Genomic DNA, 24,982 nt, shown 5'->3' on the forward strand with positions numbered 1-24,982 from the left:
GAAGTCGCACCATAAGTCTCCCTGATCACTTTTGGCCACAGATGAAACCTCTCCACTGCTCTGCAGTAGCTAAACAGACATTCTGAATACGCGGCAGAAAGCGGACTTGGATCGGTTAGAGAGAACGAATCGACCGATGCGCCAAGAAAGCTGATAAAAAGATCACAATGTGGGTGACGTGTGAGAGATGCCGCGTGGCTGAATCTGTTCCAAAAGAGCGAATTGTAAAATTTATGTCTTCACTCTGGCAAATTGCGGTGCAGAGGTAGTACAGTACCCTCCAAACACTGCACGACCGTAAATCTTTTGATCAAAGTGTTGAGGCATAGCCGGATAGGGGATCTGCCTCCCCGTAGATTTGCGAATCAACGCGATTTAGTGTAAAGTCCCATTTCTTAGTTTTACATCCAAGTCAATTTCGCTCTTTGATTGGGTTTACGCCCGTTGTCATCGGCACCATTAGTCTTCCAGCTTCTTAGAAGGTGTCCAGCGATGAAATCTCCGTTCTGTCTGTCGCCCATTTCTCTAGCGGGATGGCTATGTCTATGTATCTATTGCCTGATTCACCCCGGCAGTACGATCCAGGCGGTGTCCACAGCGGCTTCGGCGGACACCCAGTCGCTGGCTACAAAGACGCCAGCTTCTCAAAGAGATAATGTCACCATCCCCGGCCCTCTTCGATCTTTTCTCCGCATGGCCGGTATCAGTCAGAAGGTCTCCAAGGACGATGTGCTGGCTCTACTAGCCCGAAACGTCTATCTTCGTGGCTATCAGCAGAGCAGCCCGACCGAATTCCTTATCTTGATTGATCGTTATGTGAATCAGGCGAGAGAGCTTCAAGTTCTGGCAGGCGCGAGCAGTACGATCCGGGTCGCCGGCTGCGACGACGCTGGTACCCTCGTTCATATCCTCGGCTATCGTCTTCGGGAAGGGTGCGGTCAGAAAAACTTCACGTTAGAGACGGCAAACCCGGAGAGAGCTTTTCTTACGATCGATTCGGGCTTTCCTCTGGTCGAACTAGAAGAAGCTCTCCAGAAAGGCACTCCATTCACGTATCCGTATCAAGCTTCTCGAGTTCCGGCCCTTTTCCACGAAGGCGATTGGATTGGGTTAAGCCAAAATGCGAAGACAAGCTCGGGGAGCCTGTTAGACGTGCTACTCAGCGATCCTTCCGTGGCCCGCCTGTATTGGGCCCTAGCTAAAACAGACGACGAGACCAGCCTCGCATTGCGGAATTCGCCGGGCCTCAGGAAACTGCTTCCGTTTGGAAGCATCCTGGATTTTTATGGGAGCCAGATATGTATCCGCTCTGGGCGCGTAGTTGTCCCCGGAGGGGAGATTGTCAACGCGGATTGGAAGGAACTGGTCGGTGCTAGTCCAGAGAAGTCGGGAGAGTTCGTCACCAACTTGCTTGCAAAGGATAACGGCTGGCTTGCTGCCTACTTCGATACCTTGTCCCGTGTCAGCCGGACGCAGCAGGTGCACCTTACAGAACCTCCGCGCCTGAAGCAACTTTACGACGTCTTTCGCAAAGGGGCCAATGGCACCAATGCGGTTAGCGGAGTATTCCCAAAAGCCCCCGACCTGTTAGTGCTCTTTACGCGTATTCAATGGGAGTCCAACGGCGACCCACACGTACCGGGAAATCTCGAGGTTTGGAAAGAGATTCTTCTCCAAAAGTCCGACTCCAAAACCGTTCGTAGCTGGGTCAAGCGAGCCCGGAGCTGGGATCGCCCGGAACAGCTCCTTGAGACGATGACTGCACTCTCCTCAATAGACAGTGATAACGGACCGCTCCAGATTTATCTCACGTTGAGTGAATTAGACCGCGGACGACAGCCGGCGAACCGCTTATCTCCCGAGACAGTGCGTCAACTGGCCGATCGATTTTCAAAACTGAACAACTGGTATCTGATGTTCGCTGAGTTTCCGGCCCTGAACGACGCAGGCATCGCCAGCTTCATGAAATCTACGGACGTGATCGAAAAAATTTCAAATCAGACACTGCGTGGGAATGCCCTGGGAGCATTTCAAGCAACCGTCGGGCTCTGGCAGATCCTTGCCCGGCAAGGACAAATTCCCGAGACCGAACTGAACACGTCCTGGCAGAAAGTGATCGAGCCATTCACCGCGATCTCTTCCTCTACTCAACTCTTCGACAGTACTCAAAAATCCCTTCAGGAACTTCTGCTTGCGGCTGGCTCGAAGGTGGACTCCTCTCAAGAAGAACTCGTTGAGTTGCTTGCAGGCCCGAGTCAAGCGACCCCGGACGGACTACGCGAGCACATCGCGTTGGCTGCAAGAATCAATTCGGTTCTAGAAGACCAGCGGCTGGTTTCTCTTGATACGTTATTCGCCCTTAGTAAAGGCCTTGCAGAGATGGCGCAGGGGAAAGGCAAAAGCGACGCTCTGCTTCCACTTGCAGCAGAGCTCCGGGAATTTGACCTGCCACGCCCGATCTTCACCAACAGCGAAAAAATCAGTTGGGCACCTCCGAACTACACCGCCCATCACGCGGAACTGCAGGTACGCACGGATTTGACGAAGGTCATTAAAGAGAAAAGTTCGCACGCGCAGCTCGAAACAGCTCGTGGCCAGCTCATGCCGTTTTTGAGGGACACTCTGGTTGGTTTGAACTACGCGTACTATGAACCCCCCGGCGCTCAAATGCTTCACCATAATCCGCTCTTCGTCCGTTCGCACGACTTTCTTGGGATTTCGATACAGAGCCCGGATCGACTCTGGAGTGCTCCCATACTGTTGGGTGCGGGATCGCCTGCCGGCGGTGGAGCGTATCTCGTCGGATCTCTAGTCGATCTATCTTATGCCTTGGCAACGACGGAGCAGGACTTCATCGCTCCAGAAAATATACAAGCGCTGATTTGGAAAGATTTAGTGCCGGAACTTCTGGTCGGCGCCACGCTTCCGCGTTGGTGGAGCGTGACCCCGGTTGAACTTCATGCCGCCACACTTTATCAGAAGTCTGGAGAAGAGTTGTTGACAGCCTCTGCAGGAAACGCCCAGATCAGGGAGAAAGTTATCGCCATCCTCTCTGATCGTTTGACATCGCAACGGCTGGAACGAGTTCAGCAGTCACTGTTTCGTGCGGAAGATGTAGCTGGGGTGCTTCCGCAAATGACGCCAGCCGAGACTGCCTACGTTGCTGCCGAGTATGAAAGTAGGTTTCCCGAAGAAAATAGCTCGTGGGGGCCGGCAGGTCAACAACTTCAGGAGCTGCAACGACAATACCCAGCCGAGGTAAGCTGGGAGCATCTCTCAAGAGACTTCGGCGTGCCCCATCCTACGATGGCCCGAACGAACGCATGCCAGCTGCTGAATGTAAAACCCTTTCCCTTCTTTGGCTCCTACTCCAGCCGCCTGTTTGGAGAGTCTTGGGAGTCCAGCAACTTATATTGGGCTCGCCTGGCAGATGAGATGGGTTATTCCCCTGTGGCGCTAAACAGCCTTGTCCCGGAGCTGAGCCGACGTGCGGTCAGTAAGATATTTGCGACCGAGCCCGACGATTGGCCTGCAATCCTTCGTGCCATTCAAGAAACAGGAGATGAGTTTCGACAGAGCAAAACTGCCGGGGTCCCAGGGGTCAATATTACTTCTACTCTGTCGGAGCGGACGGGAACCGATGCCAACACACATTAGGAAGAGTATGGTGAAACGACATCTTCTATTTCTCTGGTTACTTTTATTCCCTCTCTATGGCGACGGTTCTGGCGCTGCCCAGAATGATACCTCGCGCATTCGCGTAAGCGTCGTTCTTGTGCAGCTGAATGTTGCCGTGACTGACGGAAAGGGGAACTATGTTAGCGGTCTCAGTCCAGAAGACTTCTCTATAACCGAAGATAAAATTTCTGAAAAAACTGCCACCTTCGAGGAGGGGAACGAACCACCTCGGAGACTGATTGACGTTTCTCCGGCTGGCGGTCACCCTTCCCAGGACACTGGCAAAGGTGCGGTAACGATAGTCCAGAAATCCACTACCGGAGATCAAGGGAAGACTCCAGACTTGTGGTCGGCGGGGGCTAACGTTTTTATTCTCTTTGACACCAGCAACTACATGTACCGGGGATTTGTATTCGCTCAGGATTCCATCGCAGATTTCATTCGATCTCTCGAGGGCGTTAGCAAGGTGGCCCTTTATTCCTATAGTCGAGATCTTTCCCGCGTATCTACACTTACGTCCGATCGGTCGCAAGTCTTGCGTGGCGTTCGCAACACGGTTGCTGGTGATGACGCTGCACTCTATAACTCCCTCTTGCTGACGGTAAAGGATGCCGCTCGTTTGACCGGAAAAAAAGCTATCGTTGTCTTTTCTAATGGTCCAGACAATGCGAGCCTGGTGCCGCCCGAGGACGTAGCGGAATTGGCTCAATCCACCGGCACAATTATTTACATGATCAGCACTCAGCAAGCCGAAGATGAACCAGTTTCTACCGCTGTCTTTGAGCGAATGAGCAAGGTCACAGGTGGTAAAGCTTATTTCTCGAAGAGTTGGAGAGACGAGAAACAGGCGTTTGCCTCCATCCGGGATGACCTGGCTCATCTCTACACTCTCAGCTACTATCCCCAACCCAATCCAAATCGGGGCTGGCGCACGATAACGGTAAAGCTCGTTGGCAAAAACCTGCAAAAGTATCACATCCGGACTCGGGATGGGTATCGCTTCCTTCAGCAGACACCGTCTACTGACAATCTACCGTTGCCTGGGCTGGACCCTGTTTCGCAGTGATCCAGTCGGAGAACACGGATCGTCCTGCACGCGGTTATGGAAAAGCTCGCCATCTTGTGGGCAAATGCGTGAGTCCAGTGAAATTTCTACTAAACACAGCGTTGTGTACATCTGGCCTTTCCAAGGCGGCGTAATCCGTTTGTAGGATCGAACTACACAGCGCGAGGGGTAGATTGGCCTGATGAGCGATCGAGTAATTCGTGTGGCGCTGCTGACCGCAACGGTGGCCTTTGCTTCGGCCTGGGGTTGGAGTCAGGTTGGCGTAGCGGCGGAGACGACGGCGGCCAAACGGCCGATAAAATTCGAGGACTTGGCGCGGATGAAGCAGGTGAGCGATCCTCAGATTTCTTCATCGGGCAAGTGGGTGGTGTTCTCGGTGGCAGAGACAGATCTTGACAGAAATGTGATCGTCAACCATCTCTGGGTGGTGCCGCTGGAAGCCGCGACTGCAGCTACGGCGTCTGAATCGCATGAGCGGCAGATCACGTTTACCAAGGATGGAGAATCCGGAGGCAGGTTATCGCCGGATGGGAAGACGCTGCTGTTCGTGGCGAACGACGAGCAGACGGGTCATTCGCAGATCTTTGTCGCACCCTGGGACGATAGGGCAGGCAAGCCCGGCACGCCGAAGCGCCTGACGAATGTGATCACAGGGGCCGATGGGGCCATATGGTCCCCGGACTCGCAACGGATACTGTTTACGTCGCAGGTATATCCGGAATGTAGTGATGAAGCGGCGTGGGCAACCGAAGAGGCATGCGATAAAGCCAGGGATGAGGCTACTGGAGTGAGCCCCACGAAGGCGCAGGCTTTAGACCATTTGCAGTACCTGCGCCAGGATCACGAGGTTGGGCCGAAACGCAGCCACATGTTAGTGGTGTTTGCCGCGAATGCCGCCGCGATACGCGACCTGACGCCGCACCGAAGCATCGGGAACGCGGACGTTGCTGCGTTTTCGTCGGATGGACGAATCGGCTATGCGTGGGCTCCTGATTCGATGGAGGTTGTTTTTGTCACCAGCTCGAACAGGTTCTCTGCTGCGACCACAAACAACGAGGTCTTTATATTGAGACTGAATAACGCGGGGTCGCGGCCGGAGAAGGTTTCGAGACCGGCAGAAAATGATGATGCGCCAGCCTACTCACCCGATGGTAAATGGCTGGCGTTTCGTTCGCAGGCGCGTGCGGAATACAGCAGCGCCCAGTTTCGATTGATGCTCCTCGATCGCCAGATGGGGACAACTAGCGTTGTTCTGCCGCACTTCGATCGCTCGATCAATGAATTTACTTGGGCATCCGATTCGGCATCGATCTTCTTTGCAATCCATGATCGTGGAGAGGGACAAATTTATTCCGCCGCGGTGGCAGACGAAAACACGATCCACTACGTCGCCGTACCGACCGGCCATCTGACTCTGCTGGTGTCGGAGGCGAAATCCAACTTCAGCGAATTGCAGATCTCAAATGATGGAACGTGGCTCGTTTCGAGTGCAATGAATGTCGAGCGGCCGTCTGAGATATTTCGTACCAGCCTCAGAATCCTCGCCGACGAAGACCCTGAGGTAAAAAAGAGGACAATAGGTCTAAAGCTAGCGATGGCGGCGGACAAGACGGCTCCACCGATAGATAGTGCTGTCCCTGTTGTGCCCGAAGCTTTGACTCATTTGAACAATAAATTGCTGGACAGAATTGCACTCGAGAAGATGGAGTCGTTCTGGTTTACGGGAGCAGACGGCGCGAAAGTGCAGGGATTTGTGATTCGCCCCCCGGGGTTCGACTCCGCACGGAGGTACCCGGTAAAGTTTTTGATTCATGAGAATCCGTATCGGTCGTGGGGTGATAACTGGGATTACCGGTGGAACCCGGAACTAATGGCGGCGAGTGGTTACGTTGTTGTGATGGTGAATCCTCGCGGATCCGTCGGATACGGCCACGCATTTATCGACGGGATGAACGGGGATTGGGGCGGGAAGGCGTACGTCGACCTGATGAAAGGGATGGACTACGCGGAGCAGCACTATGGCTTCATTGACAAGACGCGGGAGTGCGCTCTTGGCGCAGGCTTCGGCGGGTTCATGGCGGATTGGATCCTAACGCACACAAACAGATTTGCATGTATCGTGACGCAGGATGGGATATTCAATCCCGACGCCGAATACGGGACGTCGGCGGAGCCGCGGCTCAACGTGGAGAATTCTCCTGCGAAAGACGCAAAGGACGTGAAGAGCGCACGGAATGAATCTTCGGCGCATGATCCTTCCCAAAAGTGGTCACCGATGTTGTCGATCCGAAACGCGAAGACGCCAACGCTGATAGTTCATTCTGGCAACCGCTTGGATGTGTCAGAGTCGACCCAGTTGTTTAAGGCACTCCAGCAGTTGAACGTGCAGAGCAGCATACTGTCTCTACCTGAGACGGGGCATTGGCTAAATCGGCCTCAAGACTCAAGGCTGTGGTACGAGTCAGTGGCAGACTGGTGCGATCGGTGGACGAGAACAAATAGATATGCAGCGGGCTCTTCCCAGCCTGCGTTGACGGCAACCGTCTCCGAGCCAAAGACGTTACAACTGAAACCCCAGCCCATCCGGGCCTTATCTCAGTCTGCAGCATCGACTATGACGGGACCTGCGAAGCCCCAGCCGAAGTCCTCCTTATCAGTCGAGCCAGCGGAATTGAAGATTCAACTGGCACCTACGCCTATGCCAGCTGCACCCGCGTGGGTGACAACCGCACCTCGGGATATGCATTCGAGTTCGCACGCCGTGCCTCCCCCGATTGCTCCCGCAGGTACGCCTGACGCGCTTGTGACACCGAAGCCGCAACCTGATCTTCATGCAACAAATCCGGTCATTCCGAGGATCATGACAGCAGCCCCTCTAAAGTCGGAGACGGCTCCGGCTACAGTTGCGTCTGCGATCCACAACAGGTCGCAGGGATCGTTTGCGATTACGATCAACGCTCCTGCTGACGAGCTACGGGTTGGAGAAGATGCACGCGTGTTGATTACTTTGACGAATGTCTCAGATCATCCAATCCCGTTTTCTCATCGAGTGGGAACAGACAATCCAGAGTTCTCGTTTATTTTCCTGGTGCGGAATTCGGCGGGCCGCCTGATGGGAGAGAATATCGCTGGTGGTCTACGTACTTCAGACCCTCTCAAAGTGGACCAGGTACCGTCAGGCGGAACGTTGACACAGACCGCTCATTTGTCGAGGTTGGTAAACTTGAGCCAACCAGGTCGGTACACGGTGCGAGTGTATCGCAGAGACGTCGACACTAATCAGGTGGTGCAGTCGAACGAGGTCATGTTGAACATTGGTACGTCAATGCATAGCCGGTGATAAGTACTTCCTTCGTAGCGACGATTACAAATAACGCAAATTGACGGGGTTTCTGCCGTTCGCCGAAAGTTTTTGCACCGGATACTTCTCGCGTCGCTCGCGAGGGGAGACGCCTTTCCCAAACGTGTTCCGGATCCACGTGTCCTGGCCTTTACTTTCCTCCGGCGGGTTGCTATCGTCACCCAAACCTTCATGCGCAAATTTTTTTGCGGGGAAGTTAGTATTCGAATGTAGGTGAAGATGACAAATACCAATCAACGCCCTGTCGAACCAAACATCGTAAGCGACTTCTCTGACAGACTGAGCTACTCGGGCTACCTATCCCTTGACGGCCTGCTGTCGCAACAGCGCCCGCTATCACAACCGCCGCATCATGATGAGATGTTGTTTATCGTTCAGCACCAGGTTTCAGAGCTATGGATTAAGCTGGTGATTCACGAGCTTACTGCTGCGATCGACCACATACGCCATGACCAACTTCCACCCACCCTCAAAACTCTGTCGCGCGTGAAGCTCATTCAGATGCAGCTCTTCGAGCAGTGGTCCGTGCTCGAAACTCTCACGCCATCTGAGTATATGGAGTTTAGATCCGTCCTTGGAAGTGCTTCGGGCTTTCAATCATTTCAATATCGCAAACTTGAATTTCTACTGGGCAATAAGAACGTCGATAATATCAAAGTCTTCGCGCACGACAAGACGATCCACGACGACCTCAAGCGCACCCTTGAATCTCCCAGCTTGTATGACGAATTCTTACGGTATCTTGCTCGTCATGGCTATAGCATTCCCGACGAATGCCGCGCCCGCGACTGGTCTAAGCCCCACAGCAGGAATGAGGCTCTCGTAGAAGTCTTCCGCGAAATATATCGCAACCCAAAACAACACTGGGCGGCGTATGAGATGTGCGAGAAGCTGGTAGACGTAGAGGAATACTTTCAACTCTGGCGCTTCCGTCATCTCAAAACCGTCGAACGCATCATCGGCTTTCGGCACGGCACTGGCGGTTCCTCGGGCGTAGGCTTTCTACGCCAGGCGTTGGAGCTAACTTTCTTTCCTGAACTTCTGGCTTCGCGGACCGAGGCACCACGGGAATGAGTCTTACAGATGCTCTCGCAGCCATAGGCCCAGGTGCGCTCACAGAAGATGCTCTGCGCCTTCATGTCTTTCCGCTCTTCTCCAACACACTCGCAGCACCCGGTATTTATCTGGCGAATCATTCGTTGGGCCGTCCACTCAATCAAACAGAGGAGGATCTTCGCGAAGGCTTTCACCTCTGGCAAACTAAGCTTGGAGAGGCGTGGGACCCTTGGCTCGAAGAAGAGCATGCACATCGCGCGCGACTCGCTCAACTCATTGGCGCTTCCAGGCCCGACTGTATAGTCCCAAAAACTTCAGCAGGACAAGGACTGCGAACAGTTCTCAACGCGCTTCCCGGTATTCCCCGCGTCGTCTCTACGACAGGAGAGTTCGATTCAATTGATGTAATTCTCAAGCATTATGCAGCCTTAGGAAGAATCAACCTTGAGTTCGTCTCTTGTGAAGCGCCTGATGGTGCCATGGATCTTTCGCAACTGATCCAGAAAGTCCACCATGGGGCGGATCTCGTCGTCATCTCTCAGGTTATGTTTATGACCGGGCAAGTCGTTCCGAATCTTGATCTTCTCGCCGACCAATGTCATGCGGCGGGCGCTCGCCTCCTTGTGGACGCTTACCACGCCGTCGGGGTATTCCCAGTCGCTGTCACCGACATGAAGGCCGACTTCATGATCGGGGGCAGTTACAAATATCTACGCGGCGGCCCTGGGGCGGCGTTTCTCTATCTATCTCCGGACGCTCTCTCAAGCGGTCTAAGGCCGATCGACATCGGCTGGTTCGCCAAAGACGAACCGTTTCTCTATGATCGACCCGATCCACCGCGCTTTGCACACGGCGGAGATGCGTTCCTTGAATCAACCCCACCGATTCTGACCTACTATCAGGCAAGGGCTGGTCAACAACTCGCTCTTCAGATGGGAGTGGCCCGAATCCGGGAATATTGCATCGACCGCCTCAGTCATCTCAAACGATATCTTGCCGATGTCGGAATTACCGCGGAAGGCGCGGACGACCTGCACGGTGGATTCCTCACGATAGAAAGCCCTGCAGCGGTGTCGCTGGCAGAAACACTCGAGCGCACCGGCATTACGGCAGATGCACGCGGTAATCGGTTGAGGCTCTCACCCGACTACCTCACGCCAGACAGCGCGTTACGCAAAGTGGCAACCACCCTGTCATCCATCTGCGCAGCAGTCTAAGCAAACAATTCAAAAGGCTGTGTTCGGCTCTGAATCGATGCTCTCGCTTAAGCTTAATTGACGTGAAAGGAGTATCGAGCAACTGTCGTGAAGGAATCTTTTTCTTCTGACCTGCCCAGAATCTGTAGGCTATATTCTCCCCTGATCAGGATCCAGGGAGAAATCAGGAACGGTACAGTGTTTTGCGCGATTTTATCCGGCACCTCATCTGCGAATACTTCGACCCCGGCTGCATTTGAAATTACAAAGCGGATGCGGTAACGCTCGTCGTGAGGTGGAATATCAACCAGCAGAAGATAAGGCTTTCCCGCAACGGGCGAGATGGCTGTCTGCGCCCCACCCCGGGATTCGGCATTAGTTATCGGAAAGACTTCGACCGCCTGAGGAGCAGCAGCTGTCTTGAGTCGTGGAATGACGACCAGATTTTGATAGAGCATGAAAGAGAGGCAAGCGACGGAGGCCGCAATTGCATACCTCGCAGAGCGCCATCGTGAGAGGGGGGATTTCTTAACGGACGCTTGGCCGACGATCTTATCTTCCTTTATTACCGTTCTCGTAACATCAAGAAACAAGGAAGTCATCTTCAGATCTTCGGCACATTCTGTGCATGAGAAAAAGTGTGCAGCAAAGTCTTCCTGCGACGCAGCAGGCATGTCACCCAGCAGATATCTTTCTACCGCTTGGCTTTTGACTGAGCCTTCGTGGTCCATTCTGACTCCCGCCTTCATATTAGATGGTGACACGCAGAATCTAAACGTTTCAGTGATTGAAGGTTATCTTTTGTGTTGAAGGGTACTTATAGGATGATCCGGCACCCTCGTATAGGACGAAAGGGGCCCAAAAGAAAGGCCGGCTATAAGCGCTTTGGGAGTGCAATAGCGATAGTTTTGCAGAGCGAAGAGCCAGTTCTGGCTCCTCCCCTCGGGCGATAGCGGCATAGAAAACATCCATCAGCTTAGGAGTCGAAGCGTCGTTGACTTCCCATAAGGAGGCGACAACATTATGCGCGCCAGCGCGCAGGAACGCCCACGAGAGTCCGACCAACCCTTCCGAGGAGTAGATTCTTTTGCCGGCGCTATCACAAGCAGAAATCGTTACCAGCTTGGCATACAACCTCGTACTGGCAATATCGCGGGCGAGCAGGTTCGGAGAATTGGCCTGCCCTGAAAGTAAAATGGCTGAGTTGAGAGGGGTTACCCGGTCTGCTTTGCCATGAGCGACAAAGTGTATGAGATCGTATTGCTCTGGCTTTGCCCTAAAGTAAGCCTCAGGAGTGGCTTTTCCGCCAGAGACAATGGTCTCCTGCTCAGGTGCAAAGTGACTTTTGATCAGCATGATCTCTTCCTCTGCATGAGGAAGAGGCGGATAGTACGCAAGTGGCAAAGGGTCCCCGATCAAAAGCAATTTCCTTTGTTTCTGCCTTATTACCTCTCTCTCTTGATGACCCCCGTAAGCCAGTAACGCAGCAGAACTTGCAGTTGTAACCGACACGTCTTCAATCCAGTAGTGCGGAACTTTCGATGTCGTTATGAGAGTCTCGAAGTTCACGCCACATAGCTCTTCGTCCGGAACGATGACGACTCTTGACTGCGGCGCAATCAGGGATTCAACCGGAGCGATCAGGATCTGGTACAACTCCTTGCCTTCTTCATCACCTTTATCCAGCGAGCTGAACGCCCCAGTCAGATGATTCCGATAGGCATCAACCAGCGGACGAATCTTATCCTCGCCCGGAAGAATATACAAGTGTGATTCTTTTGCCTGAAACGTCCAGAGGTAGCTTTTGTGGGGGCCCAACCAGTACGAGAGGATCGTATGCCCCGATCGGCCTGCAACTTTCCTTGCCTGAGCCAGACTTATGCCTCGAGAACCTAGCCGATTCCTCGAGTAGAACTCTTCGGTCAGTGTCCGGGCCTTATGCATCTCTGTCACTTTGAACGCTTTATCGGTCTGCTTCCTTTCGATAAGAAAATCGATGTAGTCGTCATAGATAGCTTTTTCATTCGTGGGAAAGGAGAGTTTAAACTCTTCACGATTCAGCAATCCACGTTGAGTGTCCAGCGACGCGATCGCTTCCTCGAAGTGCATTTCTGCTGCTTGGAAATGATTCTGCTGAGTGTCCAGCGTAGCAAACGTCGATAGCGCTTGGGCCTCCAGAAGCGGACTGGCTCTTCGATCATGGACAACCCTCATCAAACATCGCTCAGCGGCTTCATAATCCTGCCTCAGCGAGGCGATCTGCGCCTCATTGACCAGCGAGTAAAGCTCTGTTTCGTGATCACCCATCGCCCTCTCGATCTCTAGAGATCGTTTGTTGTAGCCTTCCGCCGCCCCATAATTTTTCCGTTCGATCTGAATTTGAGCGAGATCTATCAGGGCATACGCCTCTTCCTGGCGGTTGCCCAATTGTTCTGCCAGTTCCAACGCTCGCTGGTAAGAGGTCTCCGCCGTTCTGAGATCGTGTTGCATAAAGTGGATCGCAGCAATGCTCATCAGCGCCGTCTTTTCGTCCGCAGGCAATCCAAGTCGATGGGATTCGCTGGCTGATTCATCGAAGAGTTCAGAAGCACGATCAAGGTCGCCTATCTGAAGGTAAGCCCAGCCCAGGTTGCCCGTCGTTCTGACGATCAAGGATTGCGCATTCAATTTCTTAGCTGCCGCTAGCGATTCACTAAAGTAGTCCGCCGCGTCGACGTAGCGGTTTTGGGACATTTTAAGCATCCCGAGATTTCCCAGTGCCTTGCTTGCCCCAAATGTGAGGCCACTATCTAGCGCAAGGTTGAGTGCGTTATGAAAGAGCCGCTCTGATCCAACCGGATCGTGCCGGAAAACTGCCAACTTCCCTTCACCCAGATCAAGATCGACCCTGACCCCAGGCAATCTCGCACCGGGCATACTCTCTGTACGCGCGAACATCTCCGCGGCTTGAGGAAGCATCTGCAAATTGCTTTCAGCGGTACCCTGTAGTGTGCTTCTACGGGCTTGAAGTTCGGGATCACTCGGTTCGCCAGGGTCCACAGCCTCCAGCACGGTTAGAGAGTCCTGGGAACGGCCCTGCCACATCAGTATCTCGGCTTCAAGCAAGCGAAAGCGCCAAATCGAATTAGTATCTCTTTTGTCTATCTTCGCGAGCGCGTCACTCGTTTCACTTAGTGACTCCCTTAGATCGCCGCGCTGTAGAGAACTCTCCGCCGCTCGATAAGCCGTGCTCAGGACGAAGGGGCTTGGTGCTCTTCTGCACCCTGTATCCAGCAGTAAAGAGAGTACAAACGAAGTTTTCAGCTTACGGATACCAGTTGCCATTTGTGACCGGCCCAGTGACTGCCAAAGATCCAACTACGGGACTTCCCAATTCTACCCGTAGCATCGTGAGGCGCTTCGTGTCAGCCGAACAAAACAGCTCTGCAAGATAAACACTGCCAAAGTGTGGTATGTGGATTGCGTAACCGTAAGGAAGTTCCTGTAAAGAAACTGTTGATTTCGCCGTTCGGACGCTCTTCACCAAACTGCTATGTAAAACGCCGTGGGAATGTTCCCAGCCCGTCCCGGTTGGCGCCAACATTCCCTTATCCAGCTTTGCTGGAATATCAGAGTCAACGCCATTCCACAGATATCGAACTTTTGCAGGGGCATTTTTCGGGGCTTTTACCTTAGAGCTGCTTCTTTGGTGCTGGTAATGATCTAGCAGAGTTGAGTAGGTTTTGTGACGTGCAAACAGATCGTCATCTAGCTCTACTTCAACAGGTTGACCTGCAATCTTCAGATTCACAAAAGAGCTTCCGAGCGGTATGATTTCCGGCTCATCGACTCCATTGTGTCTTGAGGACAACCGCCCGATGACAGCATCTGCCGTAATTACGTCCAGAATATTCAGGCCTTCCACCGCGCAACTTACCGATGTGTTATGAGACCCGTCTTCGCCCTTGATCCCACTGATGTGGGTGCGAGCTGAACGATAAGAGACCAAATGCTTAAAATTGTAATTACTTGATTCTGCCGAGGCGGTGCCTCCGACAATAGGAAGAGAGGTCGCGGCATGGCTGCCTAATTCTGCCTGGTAAGGCTGCGTGATCCTGCCACCGATTGCGAAACCATGCGCGTTGAAAAGAAAAACCTTTCCACTCATACCGAACGCTCCATTCTTTTGGGGGTGTCAAAGTGCTTATAAGAGGATGGTGTCATGAAACGATGATTCGTGACACCGCCCAAGCCTTAATGAATGAATTCTGCGTTGATGGACGGTTTTCTCGTAGAGGCTCTCGTCACCATTCTTCAATAGCTGAGTATCGCCTCACAGAAATGGCCACTGCAAAAAATGCAGAGTCATGAAGTCATTTGGACCCTTCGCCTGCGCAATTCTCATATCGAGCAGCGACTCCAGTCACCAGTGATTTCAATAACTCATTAACGTCGATTTCATGGGCCAAGGAGGCACTCTGTCCTGCCCAAAGAGCCAGCAAATCCGCCCGCCCGGCCTTTTGTGCGGGGATCGCCAGATTACGCATCAACGCTCTCTGCAGCGGATAGGGCAGAATCTCCGTGCCTGGCTGGTTCATGACACCAAGTAAATTGTTCTTGATCCCGCGAGCCAATCTCCCCGTAAATCCGCGCGTGAGTGCTGTTTGTCGAGCCGTACCCTTAAGAATCGCTTCGCGATGCAGCGGGTGAGCGCCAGAGTCTTCTGTCGCCAGAAATACGGTTCCCATCTGAACTCCCTCAGCGCCGAGCGCAAGAGCGGCAATGATTCCGCGTGCGTCTGCAATCCCACCTGCGGCAACTACGGGAATAGAGATCGCATCCACAGTCTGCGGCACGAGAGACATGGTGCCTGTCAGCGAATCTTCTGAGCTTTGCAGGAAGGAGCCTCGATGTCCTCCGGCCTCGAAGCCCGACGCGACGACGATATCGACTCCAGCTTGCTCCAATGCGGTCGCTTCGTCCATAGTTGTGGCCGTGCCGAGGGTCACGATCCCCTGCCTCTTGGCCTCTTCGAGGATCTCCGCCGGAGGAATGCCATAGATAAAAGAGAACGCCGGCACCTTTGCGTCTAGAAGGATGCGAGCTTGTGCCTCGAAGCGAATTGGCTTGTAGGGACTATGGTTAGGTTGTGTACCTCCGACTTCAGAGATATACGGAGCAAGATGCGACGCAGCCCTTTGAAAGGCTGCCGCATCGGAGGTGCGTGCTCCATCGTCCTCCATCGAGACCCAGAGGTTCATCGCAAACGGCTTCACCGTGAGCGAGCGAATCTCCGCGATCATGTCGCCGATTGCACCGGGCTCGAACCCATGAGCACCAAATGAGCCGAGCCCGCCGAAGTTTGAAACGGCTGCAGCTAATCTCTGCGAAGAGAAGCCGCCAAGCGGACCTTGGATGATCGGATACTCAATGCCGAGAATCTCTGCAACGCGCGTCTGATTCCATGCTTTACCCATACACCTGCTCCACGTCGAACTCTTCGCCGAAGCGGCCGTTCAACTTTCGTTCCGTACCGACGACCGACGACACACCAGCTTCTCATGCGCTAGCCCTTGACCTCGAAGATGACCTCCAACTCCACAGGCAGCCCAAGCGGAAGGCTGGCGACACCGATCACGAGACGGACAGGGAGGTTTTCTGTACCGAATACATCCCGAAACAGATCCGAAGCACCATCGGCGACACGCGGCTGATCGAAGAAGTCGCCTGATGTCGCCATGAAGATGCCTATCCGAACGACGCGTGTCACGCGATCAAGAGAACCCAGGTGCTCTTTGGCGGTGGCGAGGGCGTTCAGTGCAGCCGTCCGGGCAGCATCCTGTCCAGACTCCGCATCGAGCTCCTTACCTATCCTGCCAACATACTTCGGCTTGTGGTCGACTATTGGCAGCATGCCGCTCAGAAAGAGCAGGTTCCCCGTCTGCACCGCTTCTACATACGTGCCGAGCGGAGTCGGAGCGGCTGGAAGATGGATGCCAAGCTCTTTCAGCCGGCTATCCACGTCAGCTGCCGAGGCACCCTTGCGGCTTACCATCGGCCTGAGTGCGCACCGCCGTCCACGTGCAGCACCTCCCCAGTGACGTGCCGTGCTTCTGTCAGATAAACAACGGCATCAGCGACGTCCTTCGAATCGGAAATCGCGCCCATTGGCGAAAGGGTCTTCAGGAAGTCTTTCGGATTGCTCTTGTGAAGAGGGGTGTCGACCACGCCGGGCGCGACAGCATTGAAGCGGATGCTGCTCTTCGCGTATTCGCTGGCGAGGCTGACAGTAATTGCGTTGAGTCCGCCCTTGGTGATCATCGAAATCGACGCCGGAAGTCCCGCGATGGGATTAGTGGCCAATGAGGCGGTAATGGTTGTCACGCTGCCGCCGATGCCCTGCGACAGCATCTGTTTCACCGCGAGCTGGGTGATGAAGATGAACCCTTCCAGGTTGGTAGAAACGAGATTGCGAAACTCCCCAGCGGTGTACTCCGTGAAGGGCTTAGCCGAGAAGATGCCCGCATTGTTGACCACATGGTTGATCGAGCCAAACTTGGCAACCGCGGTCTGTGCAACCTTCTCAGCCGTAGCTGCCTGACCGATGTCTCCGTCAACCAGCGCGAGGTTCGCGGACGGCGCGAAGCCAGCCTTGGAAACGCTGCGCGAGGTTGCAACGACGTTATAGCCGCGATCCAGAAAGGCCTGCACAATTGCGGCCCCGATACCTTGTGATGCTCCCGTTACGATGACTGTTTGATTCTTCTTCATACTTCCTCCTATATCTACTGAATTACTTGCCGCCATGATGTGGCCGTTATTGGGGCACCTTTTCGCCGGCCTGCTCACGCACCATGTACTCGGCATACCAGTCTTGCCAGTTGGGATCGGCTTGCCCAGTCTGCGTCTCGTGTTGTCCGTGTGCGGTCGCGGCGCGTTTCAGCGCCTGCGATAACTCGCTCACAGATGCGAACGTTGTGTCACCAGCGACACGTCCAGGCAGCCGGGTTGTAACCTCCTGCAACAACCACCCATTCCCGTCCGGATCATGGAATGTGACGAAGGAACTGTAACTGGCGTGACCCGGTGCAGGTCCGCTGACACGGCCACTCCTTCCGTCGAGCTGGAACTGAGCTCCGGGCGTGCCGGCGTGGAAGACCTCGCTAACATCGACACCGTGAGCGACGAGGTCAGAGCGCGCAGCGTCAATATCAGAGACGATCAGATAGAGTCCCTGAGCGGAGCCGGGCGCGGCTGGTGTGATCTTTGTGCCGAACTGAACCGATCCACCCGAACCTGGTGGCGTGAATTGAACGACCCGAAAGCCATTATCAAAGGCGAAGTCTGCGTCGAGCCGCCATCCGAGCCTCGCGTAAAACTTCTTCGCGCGATCGACATCCGAGAGGGGGATGACGATTGCCTCCGGCTTCATGTCTACACCCGCGCCGCTAGTCACATCCGTGCGACGGGCGTCTTTTCCGGTCAACGATTCTCGCTTTTCCATACCGTACCCCTCCCCAGACTTGATTTCTGCCTGTGCATCTCATCGGATTCTGTGTACCGTGGTTAGGATTCGCTGGAGGCTTGATACTTTGGGTATTGCTCTATGTGCTCTTCGTATTCCTACGAGAGTCCCGGCGACTTTCTTTATGGAACACTCCTGCGTACCGCCAGAATCGAGCGCGCCACCGCCTTCATAGAAGCCTTGCCTTTCTGCAAGGGTGGCAGAGTTGTTCATCGCTGGCAAGCACGAGCGTGGCGGTCCAAAAAACCACGTTCATACTGACTCCAATCTCGATTGCGGTTCAGAATATTACCGGCACGCGCAAACACGAATGCGCCTGCTCGGCAAACACAGAGCGAGAAAGGAGCGGGCTAGATTCTGAGAACGGAGATAGAACTCGGTGGGGGCTGTGGAGGCGAGTAGTATGCCTGTTCAACAGCCCGCTGCGATAGAAGTCGGGTGGAGCCACTCCGTTTCCGTCATCCAGATTATGGCAACCGCAATCGGATGATAGCTTACCGCCTTCGTATCCAGCGCATCGTCTGCATCGTCCGGCAGCAGGCACGTTCCTTCGCATTCATCTGCACATCGGAAACCATGAGGCCATTGCCGGGGTCAGATAGGACACCAGCAATAAAGAGCAATGCCGAGTTGGCGTGCCGACTTCATGTCTTGCTCAATAGAATAGACGAAGTTGCCAATAGCCGGATGCAGGTTTATGACGACGACACTCTAGCTAAATATCCAGGTTCTTCACGTCCAGTGCATTTTCTTCGATGAACTTGCGTCGGCTCTCTACATCCTCACCCATAAGAGTCGTAAAGATCTCTTCACAGGCCGCAATGTCTTCGAGCTTCACCTGCAACAGCGTGCGACGCTCTGGATCCATCGTCGTCTCCCATAGTTGCGGCGCTGTCATCTCACCCAGTCCCTTGTACCGTTGAACCTGATATTCCTTCTTGCCTTGTTCGATGACATACTCGAACACATCGCGTGCAGTCTTCTTCTCCACTGGATCCTGCGATGCTTTGCTCGCTCTCTTAGCCGGCTTTACCTCTGCCACCGTTCCTGGAGCAGAGGCGGTCTCCGCAACGCCTTCTTCAGAAGCAATCTCCTCGGCTTCTTCTGCAGCTGTCTCAGCTTTGGTCTTCGCTGCATACTCGATAAAGAACGGCGCTACCAGCTGCTCTTTGATCTGTGCGTGCTTAGCCAGCATCTGCCGGCTCTCCGGAGCTGAAGCCAGTGCCCAGTCAATCGTTCTTACCGCACCCTGCGCGTCGGTATAGCTCACCGAGTAGCTCCTGTGCTCCTCGTCCATCACGACATCGCCAACATTCTTGAACTGGTAGGTCTTCTGCATTCCTACCAGCCGCTCGCGCATGGCTTCCACCTTGGCGGGTGTCTCGAAGTCCACGCGTCGCACAGAATCCTTACCTTCATGAGCAAACAACTCAGCGAACGCCTGCGTCACATCGTCATTCCGTAAGCGTTTCTGTACTTTATCGAAGTAACTAAGATAGTCGTTCAACTGTCCCATGTATTTGGTAAGCGCCGCACCTTCAAGGCGGCCGCCGTCTTTGCCGTAACGAATGACCATGCCGTCGGAGGCACGCTTCACCATCACGCTTACATACTCGCGATCGTCCTTGATGTACTGCTCGAACTTACCCTTCTTAATACGATAGAGCGGTGGCTGTGCAATATAGACATGTCCACGCTTGATCAGCTCCGTCATATGACGGAAGAAGAACGTTAACAACAGCGTGCGAATGTGCGATCCGTCTACGTCGGCGTCGGTCATCAAGATCAACTTGCCATACCGCAACTTGCTGGCGTCGAAGTCGTCTTTACCAATGCCGCAGCCAAGCGCCGTAATCATGGCGCGAATCTCTTCGTGCCCCAGCATCTTGTCGTAACGAGCCTTCTCAACGTTGAGAATCTTACCCTTCAACGGCAAAATCGCCTGGAACTTCCGGTCGCGACCTTGCTTGGCCGTTCCACCGGCGCTCTCACCCTCAACCAGATAAAGCTCACACCGATCCGGCTGTCGCTCCGAGCAATCCGCCAGCTTACCTGGCAACCCGCCGCCGTCGAGCGCACCTTTGCGGCGAGTCAGGTCGCGAGCCTTACGCGCAGCCTCACGCGCTCGTGCTGCATCAATCGCCTTGTTGATGATCTTCTTCGCAACCGAGGGATTCTGCTCCAGAAACGCACCCAACCGCTCGTTCACGAAGGCTTGCACCGTTCCGGCGATATCCGAGTTCAGCTTGCCCTTGGTCTGCCCTTCAAACTGCGGCTGCGACAACTTAACGCTGATCACAACCACAAGACCCTCGCGCACATCATCGCCGCTCAGATTTTCCTTCACGTCCTTGAACAGACCCAGCGACTGCCCCGCAGCATTGATCGTCCTGGTCAGCGCCGTCTTGAACCCCGAAAGATGCGTTCCGCCGTCGACTGTGTTGATGTTGTTCGCAAACGTAAACACCGTCTCGGAGTAGGCGTCGTTGTACTGCAGCGCAATCTCCATGGCCACGTTATCCCGCTCGGCCTCCATGTAGATCGGCTTATCATGCAGCACTGCTTTGCCCTTGTTCAGATGCTTGATGAACTCGGCAATCCCGCCAATGTACTTGAACTCCTGGTGCTTGTACTCCCCGGTCTTCGAGTCCGTTGTGCGCTGGTCGGTCAGATGAATCTCCAGCCCTTTATTCAAAAAGGCGAGCTCCCGCAGCCGTTGCGCCAGTGTGTCGTAGTTGAACTCGGTCACCGTAAAGATCGACTTGTCCGGAAGGAAGTGGACCTTGGTGCCCTTGCGCGTCGAAGCCCCCATCTTGCGCAGCTTACTGATCGGCGCACCTTTGGAGTAGTCCTGCTCCCATGCGTGGTTATCGCGCCAGATCTCGACATCGAATTCTTCGCTCAGTGCATTCACGCAACTCACGCCGACACCGTGCAGACCACCCGAGACCTTATAGTTCGAAGCGTCGAACTTACCGCCCGCATGCAGCATGGTCAACACCACCTGCACCGCCGGCATCTTCTCTCCGTTGATTACCTTGTCGTCAACCGGAATCCCGCGCCCGTCGTCGACCACGGTAATCGAATTATCGACATGGATCGTCACATCGATCTTCGTCGCGTGCCCACCCAGCGCCTCGTCGACCGAGTTATCGACCACCTCATACACCAGATGATGCAGCCCCTGCTCACCTGTCGAGCCGATATACATCGCCGGCCTTAGTCGAACCGCAGCCAGCCCTTCCAAAACGGTGATATTTTCAGCCGAATAGCCGCCACCCTCTTTTCCTTTTGCGGGAGCGTCCTTCATTTTGCCAGCTTCAAGCTCTAAAAGAGCACCTTCGGTGGGGATTGCAGTCGATGCCATGTATCTCCGTTCAGCGGTTGCTGAAGTTGCAGGATTTTCAGCCCGTCCCGTGTACGCGCAATCCGCGAAAACCCGCGCCGTTACAGCGCTTTACACACGTTCTAGCCTGACTCTCAGTGTCTTAAGTATAGCACGCTGCGGGAGGTTTGGAGCCGCTTGGGGACCTAGTTAGAGGCTGCCCTGAAGCAATTGCTGGCCCATTGGTAACCGTGGCCGGTGCTCCGAAAGTTGTACTCCCCTAACCCAAGTGGCTTGTTATGCTTCGGCTCGTAACTCCCCGAGGTGAACCAATGAAATTGAACCGTTTGATCGCAGTATCGATCGTTGGATTCTCACTGCTTACAACCTCCAGCTCAGCCTTCGCCTGTGACCATGATCACGATAGCGGCAGCTCGTGGTCCTGGTTCGGCTGGTGCCATCACGACCATGACCACGACCATGACCACGACGGCGGTGGCAAAGGCGCCAACGGCGGTAACTGCCCCGGCCACGGTGGCAGCAGCACTGGCGGTGGTGGCAGCAACACCGGCGGTGGCGGCAGCAGCACTGGCGGCGGCTCCAGCTCTGGTGGTGGTTCCTCTGTTGGTCCAAAGGGATAGCGGAACACGTAATCCTGACTACCTGACAAACGCTCGCGAGAGCCCAAAAATGACCCTCTTCGGAGGGTCATTTTTATTCTTCAGGAGACTAGGTTTTTCAACCAGAGCCTTCCTTTCTAGTCAGAGATGGAGAAGGCATAATAATTGAAGATGATCTTTGTTCCCGCTACTTCTGCCGACGTCGACGAGCTCGTCACCTTTGTTAACAATGCCTATCGAGGCAAAAGCTCTGAAGCTGGATGGGCAAGCGAAGCTAAGGTGATAGGCGGGCAGAGAATCGACTCGACCATCCTTGCTGAGACATTCGCAAACGGTAACGCCACCATTCTATTGATGCGGGACCACGACAAGGCCCCTCTCGCGGGGTGTGTATCACTTGAGCCCACGGACGATCCGTTGGTGTGGTATCTCTCGATGCTTGCCATTGACCCGCAGCGCCAGGCCGATGGACTTGGCCGGACGCTTTTGTCTTATGCCGAGGACTACGTGAAAGCCCGTGGAGCGCAACGAGTCAGGATTACCGTCATCTGGCTTCGTCATTCGCTCATCGAGTGGTATGAGCGTCGCGGATACCGCCGCACGGGCAAGACAGAGCCATTCCCCTACGGCGATCAACGCTTCGGGATGCCACTTCGTGACGACCTGCACTTTGAGGTATTCGAGAAAACCCTCGTTTAGCATCTCCCCGAAGGCGCCTAACCTCAAGCCACTTATTTACAAGGATTTGCGGCGGTGTTTCGGGTGCTCCCCAAAACCGCACTAAATAAGATCGGTCCGCAACCACAACCCTCGTATATACTTAGAAAGTTGTCCAGAACACAGTTTTCGTCAGGAACACCATGCCAAAGTTGAAGACACACAGCGGCGCAGCCAAGCGCTTTCATAAGACCGGCACCGGCAAGTTCAAGCGCGGCCAGTCCAAGATGCGCCACATCCTCACCTCGAAGGCCACCAAGACCAAGCGCAAGCTCGGCGGGTCGGCGCTTATCTCCGATGCGGATCATCACAAGGTTGCCCGGATGCTTCCTTACGCCTGATAGAAAGACCGAAGAAGGTCTTTCGTTTTAGGAATAAGGGAAGTATAAGTTTTTCAAGTCGAGCCGCCTCAAAAACAAAGGGCCAGCAAAGCGTTCCGGCCCCTGGAAGCGCGTTAGCGATTCCACCGAGACTTGAAGTTGCATAGCGAGTGAAGAGGCCACCATCGTCGTTCTCACGAGTCCCTTTCAGAACACCCACTAATTCTGATTGAGACGAGAATGCGACCCTTACCTCCAGCCGCTTAAACGAAGTACGCAAAAGGAGAAGCAAGATGCCCCGTGTAAAACGGAGTACAAAACGCAACGATCGCCGCAAAAAGATCCTCAAGCGCGCGAGTGGTTACTTCCTCACCAAGTCCAAGCTCTACCAGGCTGCTCAGGAAGCCGTCGAGCGCGGACTCAAGTTCGCCTACACCGGCCGTAAACAGAAGAAGCGCCAGTTCCGCGCCCTCTGGATCGTCCGCATCAATGCAGCCTGCCGCATCAACGGCATGAGCTACTCGACCTTCATCAACGGCCTCAAACTCGCCGGCAACCAGCTCGACCGCAAGGTTCTCGCTGACATCGCCGCCAACGACGCAGCTGGTTTTGCCGCCCTTACCGTGCAGGCAAAGTCAGCCCTGAAGATTGCAGCAGACAAGCACGCCGCAAATCGCACCTCTGCTGCCGCCTAACAGCGCAGCAGTTTCAGAAGAGGCACGGCACAGGCTGTGCCTCTCCCTTTTTAATCACGCCATCGCCATGAACCAGTATCCTGTCCCTATGCCAGATCCAACCGCAACAGAGGAAGCGACCTCCCCAGTGCAAGCTCCCTTCGAATCCTGGGGCCGCTACCCAACCTACGGCGCAAAACTCCTCCCGCTCCACTGGCAGAGCGACTTTCCCGCACTCACCGCCAACCTCCACAACGGCGCACTCCCCGTCGGCATGGGCCGAAGCTACGGCGACGTCTGCCTCCTCAAGGACGGCAACCTCCTCGTCACCACCGCAATGAATCGCCTCATCGACTTCGACCCCGAGACCGGCCTCCTCACTGCCGAAGCCGGCGTCACCCTCGCGCAGATCCTCGACTTCTCCGTTCCCAGAGGCTTCTTCCTTCCCGTCACGCCCGGCACAAAATATGTAACCCTCGGCGGAGCAATAGCCAACGACATCCACGGCAAAAACCACCACACCGCCGGAACCTTTGGTCGCCACATCGCCCAGTTCGAGCTCGTCCGCTCCGACGGCTCCCGGATGATCTGCTCCCCCACGGAAAACCCCGAGTTCTACTCCGCAACCATCGGCGGCCTCGGCCTCACCGGCGTCATCACCTGGGCCACCCTCCGCCTCAAGCCCATCGTCTCCCGCAAGATCGACTACGAGGGCATTCAGTTCCACGGCATAGACGAGTTTCTCGACCTCACCAATCAGGCAAAGGACATCGAGTACACCGTCAGTTGGGTCGACGTCACCTCCAAAGGCCGCAACTTCGCCCGCGGCGTCTTCATGCAGGGCGATCACTCGGCCAAAAAAGACGATCTCAAGCCCTCGCCCAAACCGAAGTTGATCTTTCCCTTTGAAGCTCCCGGCTTCGCCCTCAACGCCCTCACCGTCAGCCTCTTCAACACCGCGTTCTTCCACAAGCAGATCCACAAACGAGCCGTCGCCCTCCAGGACTACGAGCCCTTCTTCTACCCTCTCGACAAGGTTCTCCGCTGGAACCGCATGTACGGCAAACGCGGCCTCCTTCAGTTTCAGTACGTCATCCCCTGGGAGCACGCCAAAGAGGGAACCGTCGCCATCCTCCGCGAAGTCGCCAAATCCGGCCTCGCCAGCTTCCTCGCCGTCCTCAAAGCCTTCGGTGACGTTCCATCCCCGGGCATGATGAGCTTCCCAAAACCCGGCATCACCCTCGCCCTCGACTTCCCCATCAAACCCGACAAGAGCTTCCCACTCTTTCAGCGACTCGCCGACATGACCCTCGAGTTCGGCGGTCGCCTCTATCCAGCCAAAGACGCCGCCATGACCGCCCATCAATTCCAGTCCTTCTACCCACAATGGGAGCAGTTCGCACGATACCGCGACCCCATGCTTACCTCCAGCTTCTGGGAGCGCGTCACCCAAAATTCCTAAGAC

Annotated in this window: 18 protein-coding genes; 10 read left to right on the plus strand and 8 right to left on the minus strand. The window is 54.7% G+C overall.

Annotated features, from left to right (window positions below; all coding sequences use genetic code 11):
• The first annotated feature begins 492 nt into the window (after positions 1 to 492).
• The 5 genes from HDF10_RS06785 to HDF10_RS06805 all read left to right on the plus strand — a co-directional run bounded on the left by HDF10_RS06785 (position 493) and on the right by HDF10_RS06805 (position 10,378).
• On the plus strand, positions 493 to 3,657 hold the full coding sequence (locus tag HDF10_RS06785; protein WP_260177705.1) for a hypothetical protein: 3,165 nt from the start codon (positions 493 to 495) through the stop codon (positions 3,655 to 3,657).
• Between the two features lie 7 nt (positions 3,658 to 3,664).
• The gene (locus HDF10_RS06790) at positions 3,665 to 4,744 is read left to right on the plus strand and encodes a VWA domain-containing protein (protein ID WP_183811859.1); all 1,080 of its coding nucleotides are present in this window, start codon (positions 3,665 to 3,667) and stop codon (positions 4,742 to 4,744) included.
• A gap of 181 nt (positions 4,745 to 4,925) precedes the next feature.
• A complete protein-coding gene (locus tag HDF10_RS06795) occupies positions 4,926 to 8,084 on the plus strand; it encodes a S9 family peptidase (RefSeq protein ID WP_183811861.1) in 3,159 nt (1,052 codons plus the stop codon).
• A 240-nt stretch (positions 8,085 to 8,324) separates the two neighbouring features.
• Positions 8,325 to 9,179 (plus strand): tryptophan 2,3-dioxygenase, encoded by an 855-nt coding sequence (locus HDF10_RS06800; RefSeq protein WP_183811863.1) that lies wholly within the window; start codon positions 8,325 to 8,327, stop codon positions 9,177 to 9,179.
• Positions 9,180 to 9,304: 125 nt separating this feature from the next.
• Positions 9,305 to 10,378 carry an aminotransferase class V-fold PLP-dependent enzyme gene (locus tag HDF10_RS06805; protein ID WP_260177706.1) on the plus strand — a complete coding sequence of 358 codons (1,074 nt, stop codon included), beginning with the start codon at positions 9,305 to 9,307 and terminating at the stop codon, positions 10,376 to 10,378.
• Between the two features lie 53 nt (positions 10,379 to 10,431).
• Here HDF10_RS06805 and HDF10_RS06810 read toward each other — a convergent pair whose 3' ends face one another.
• The 8 genes from HDF10_RS06810 to gyrB form a co-directional block, all read right to left on the minus strand.
• Positions 10,432 to 11,088, minus strand: coding sequence for a hypothetical protein (locus HDF10_RS06810; RefSeq protein ID WP_183811867.1), 657 nt, complete (start codon positions 11,086 to 11,088; stop codon positions 10,432 to 10,434).
• Positions 11,089 to 11,137: 49 nt separating this feature from the next.
• On the minus strand, positions 11,138 to 13,462 hold the full coding sequence (locus HDF10_RS06815; protein ID WP_183811869.1) for a CHAT domain-containing protein: 2,325 nt from the start codon (positions 13,460 to 13,462) through the stop codon (positions 11,138 to 11,140).
• Positions 13,463 to 13,661: 199 nt separating this feature from the next.
• Positions 13,662 to 14,504, minus strand: a complete 843-nt coding sequence (locus HDF10_RS06820) for a choice-of-anchor P family protein (RefSeq protein WP_183811871.1) — start codon at positions 14,502 to 14,504, stop codon at positions 13,662 to 13,664.
• A gap of 205 nt (positions 14,505 to 14,709) precedes the next feature.
• Positions 14,710 to 15,813, minus strand: coding sequence for an NAD(P)H-dependent flavin oxidoreductase (locus tag HDF10_RS06825; protein WP_183811873.1), 1,104 nt, complete (start codon positions 15,811 to 15,813; stop codon positions 14,710 to 14,712).
• Between the two features lie 89 nt (positions 15,814 to 15,902).
• On the minus strand, positions 15,903 to 16,391 hold the full coding sequence (locus tag HDF10_RS06830; RefSeq protein WP_183811875.1) for a RidA family protein: 489 nt from the start codon (positions 16,389 to 16,391) through the stop codon (positions 15,903 to 15,905).
• Positions 16,385 to 17,107, minus strand: coding sequence for an SDR family NAD(P)-dependent oxidoreductase (locus tag HDF10_RS06835; RefSeq protein WP_183811877.1), 723 nt, complete (start codon positions 17,105 to 17,107; stop codon positions 16,385 to 16,387). The genes HDF10_RS06830 and HDF10_RS06835 overlap by 7 nt, the downstream gene beginning before the upstream one ends.
• Before the next feature lie 46 nt (positions 17,108 to 17,153).
• The gene (locus HDF10_RS06840; RefSeq protein ID WP_260177707.1) at positions 17,154 to 17,840 is read right to left on the minus strand and encodes a VOC family protein; all 687 of its coding nucleotides are present in this window, start codon (positions 17,838 to 17,840) and stop codon (positions 17,154 to 17,156) included.
• Between the two features lie 736 nt (positions 17,841 to 18,576).
• Positions 18,577 to 21,171 carry a DNA topoisomerase (ATP-hydrolyzing) subunit B gene (gene gyrB, locus HDF10_RS06845; RefSeq protein WP_260177749.1) on the minus strand — a complete coding sequence of 865 codons (2,595 nt, stop codon included), beginning with the start codon at positions 21,169 to 21,171 and terminating at the stop codon, positions 18,577 to 18,579.
• A gap of 347 nt (positions 21,172 to 21,518) precedes the next feature.
• On the opposite strand from gyrB, the gene HDF10_RS06850 reads away from it, so the two are divergent.
• The 5 genes from HDF10_RS06850 (at position 21,519) to HDF10_RS06870 (ending at position 24,979) form a co-directional block, all read left to right on the plus strand.
• Positions 21,519 to 21,827: a hypothetical protein gene (locus HDF10_RS06850; protein ID WP_183811881.1), complete on the plus strand. Its 309-nt coding sequence runs from the start codon at positions 21,519 to 21,521 to the stop codon at positions 21,825 to 21,827.
• Between the two features lie 150 nt (positions 21,828 to 21,977).
• Positions 21,978 to 22,505, plus strand: coding sequence for a GNAT family N-acetyltransferase (locus tag HDF10_RS06855; protein WP_183812598.1), 528 nt, complete (start codon positions 21,978 to 21,980; stop codon positions 22,503 to 22,505).
• Between the two features lie 161 nt (positions 22,506 to 22,666).
• Positions 22,667 to 22,864 carry a 50S ribosomal protein L35 gene (gene rpmI / locus HDF10_RS06860; protein WP_158790949.1) on the plus strand — a complete coding sequence of 66 codons (198 nt, stop codon included), beginning with the start codon at positions 22,667 to 22,669 and terminating at the stop codon, positions 22,862 to 22,864.
• A gap of 272 nt (positions 22,865 to 23,136) precedes the next feature.
• Positions 23,137 to 23,538, plus strand: a complete 402-nt coding sequence (gene rplT / locus HDF10_RS06865; RefSeq protein WP_183811883.1) for a 50S ribosomal protein L20 — start codon at positions 23,137 to 23,139, stop codon at positions 23,536 to 23,538.
• Positions 23,539 to 23,626: 88 nt separating this feature from the next.
• Entirely contained in the window at positions 23,627 to 24,979 is a 1,353-nt protein-coding gene (locus tag HDF10_RS06870; RefSeq protein ID WP_183811884.1) for an FAD-binding oxidoreductase, read from the plus strand.
• The last annotated feature ends 3 nt before the right edge of the window (positions 24,980 to 24,982 follow it).

It is taken from the genome of Tunturiibacter empetritectus, assembly GCF_014201375.1.
Classification (GTDB): Bacteria; Acidobacteriota; Terriglobia; order Terriglobales; family Acidobacteriaceae; genus Edaphobacter; species Edaphobacter lichenicola_D.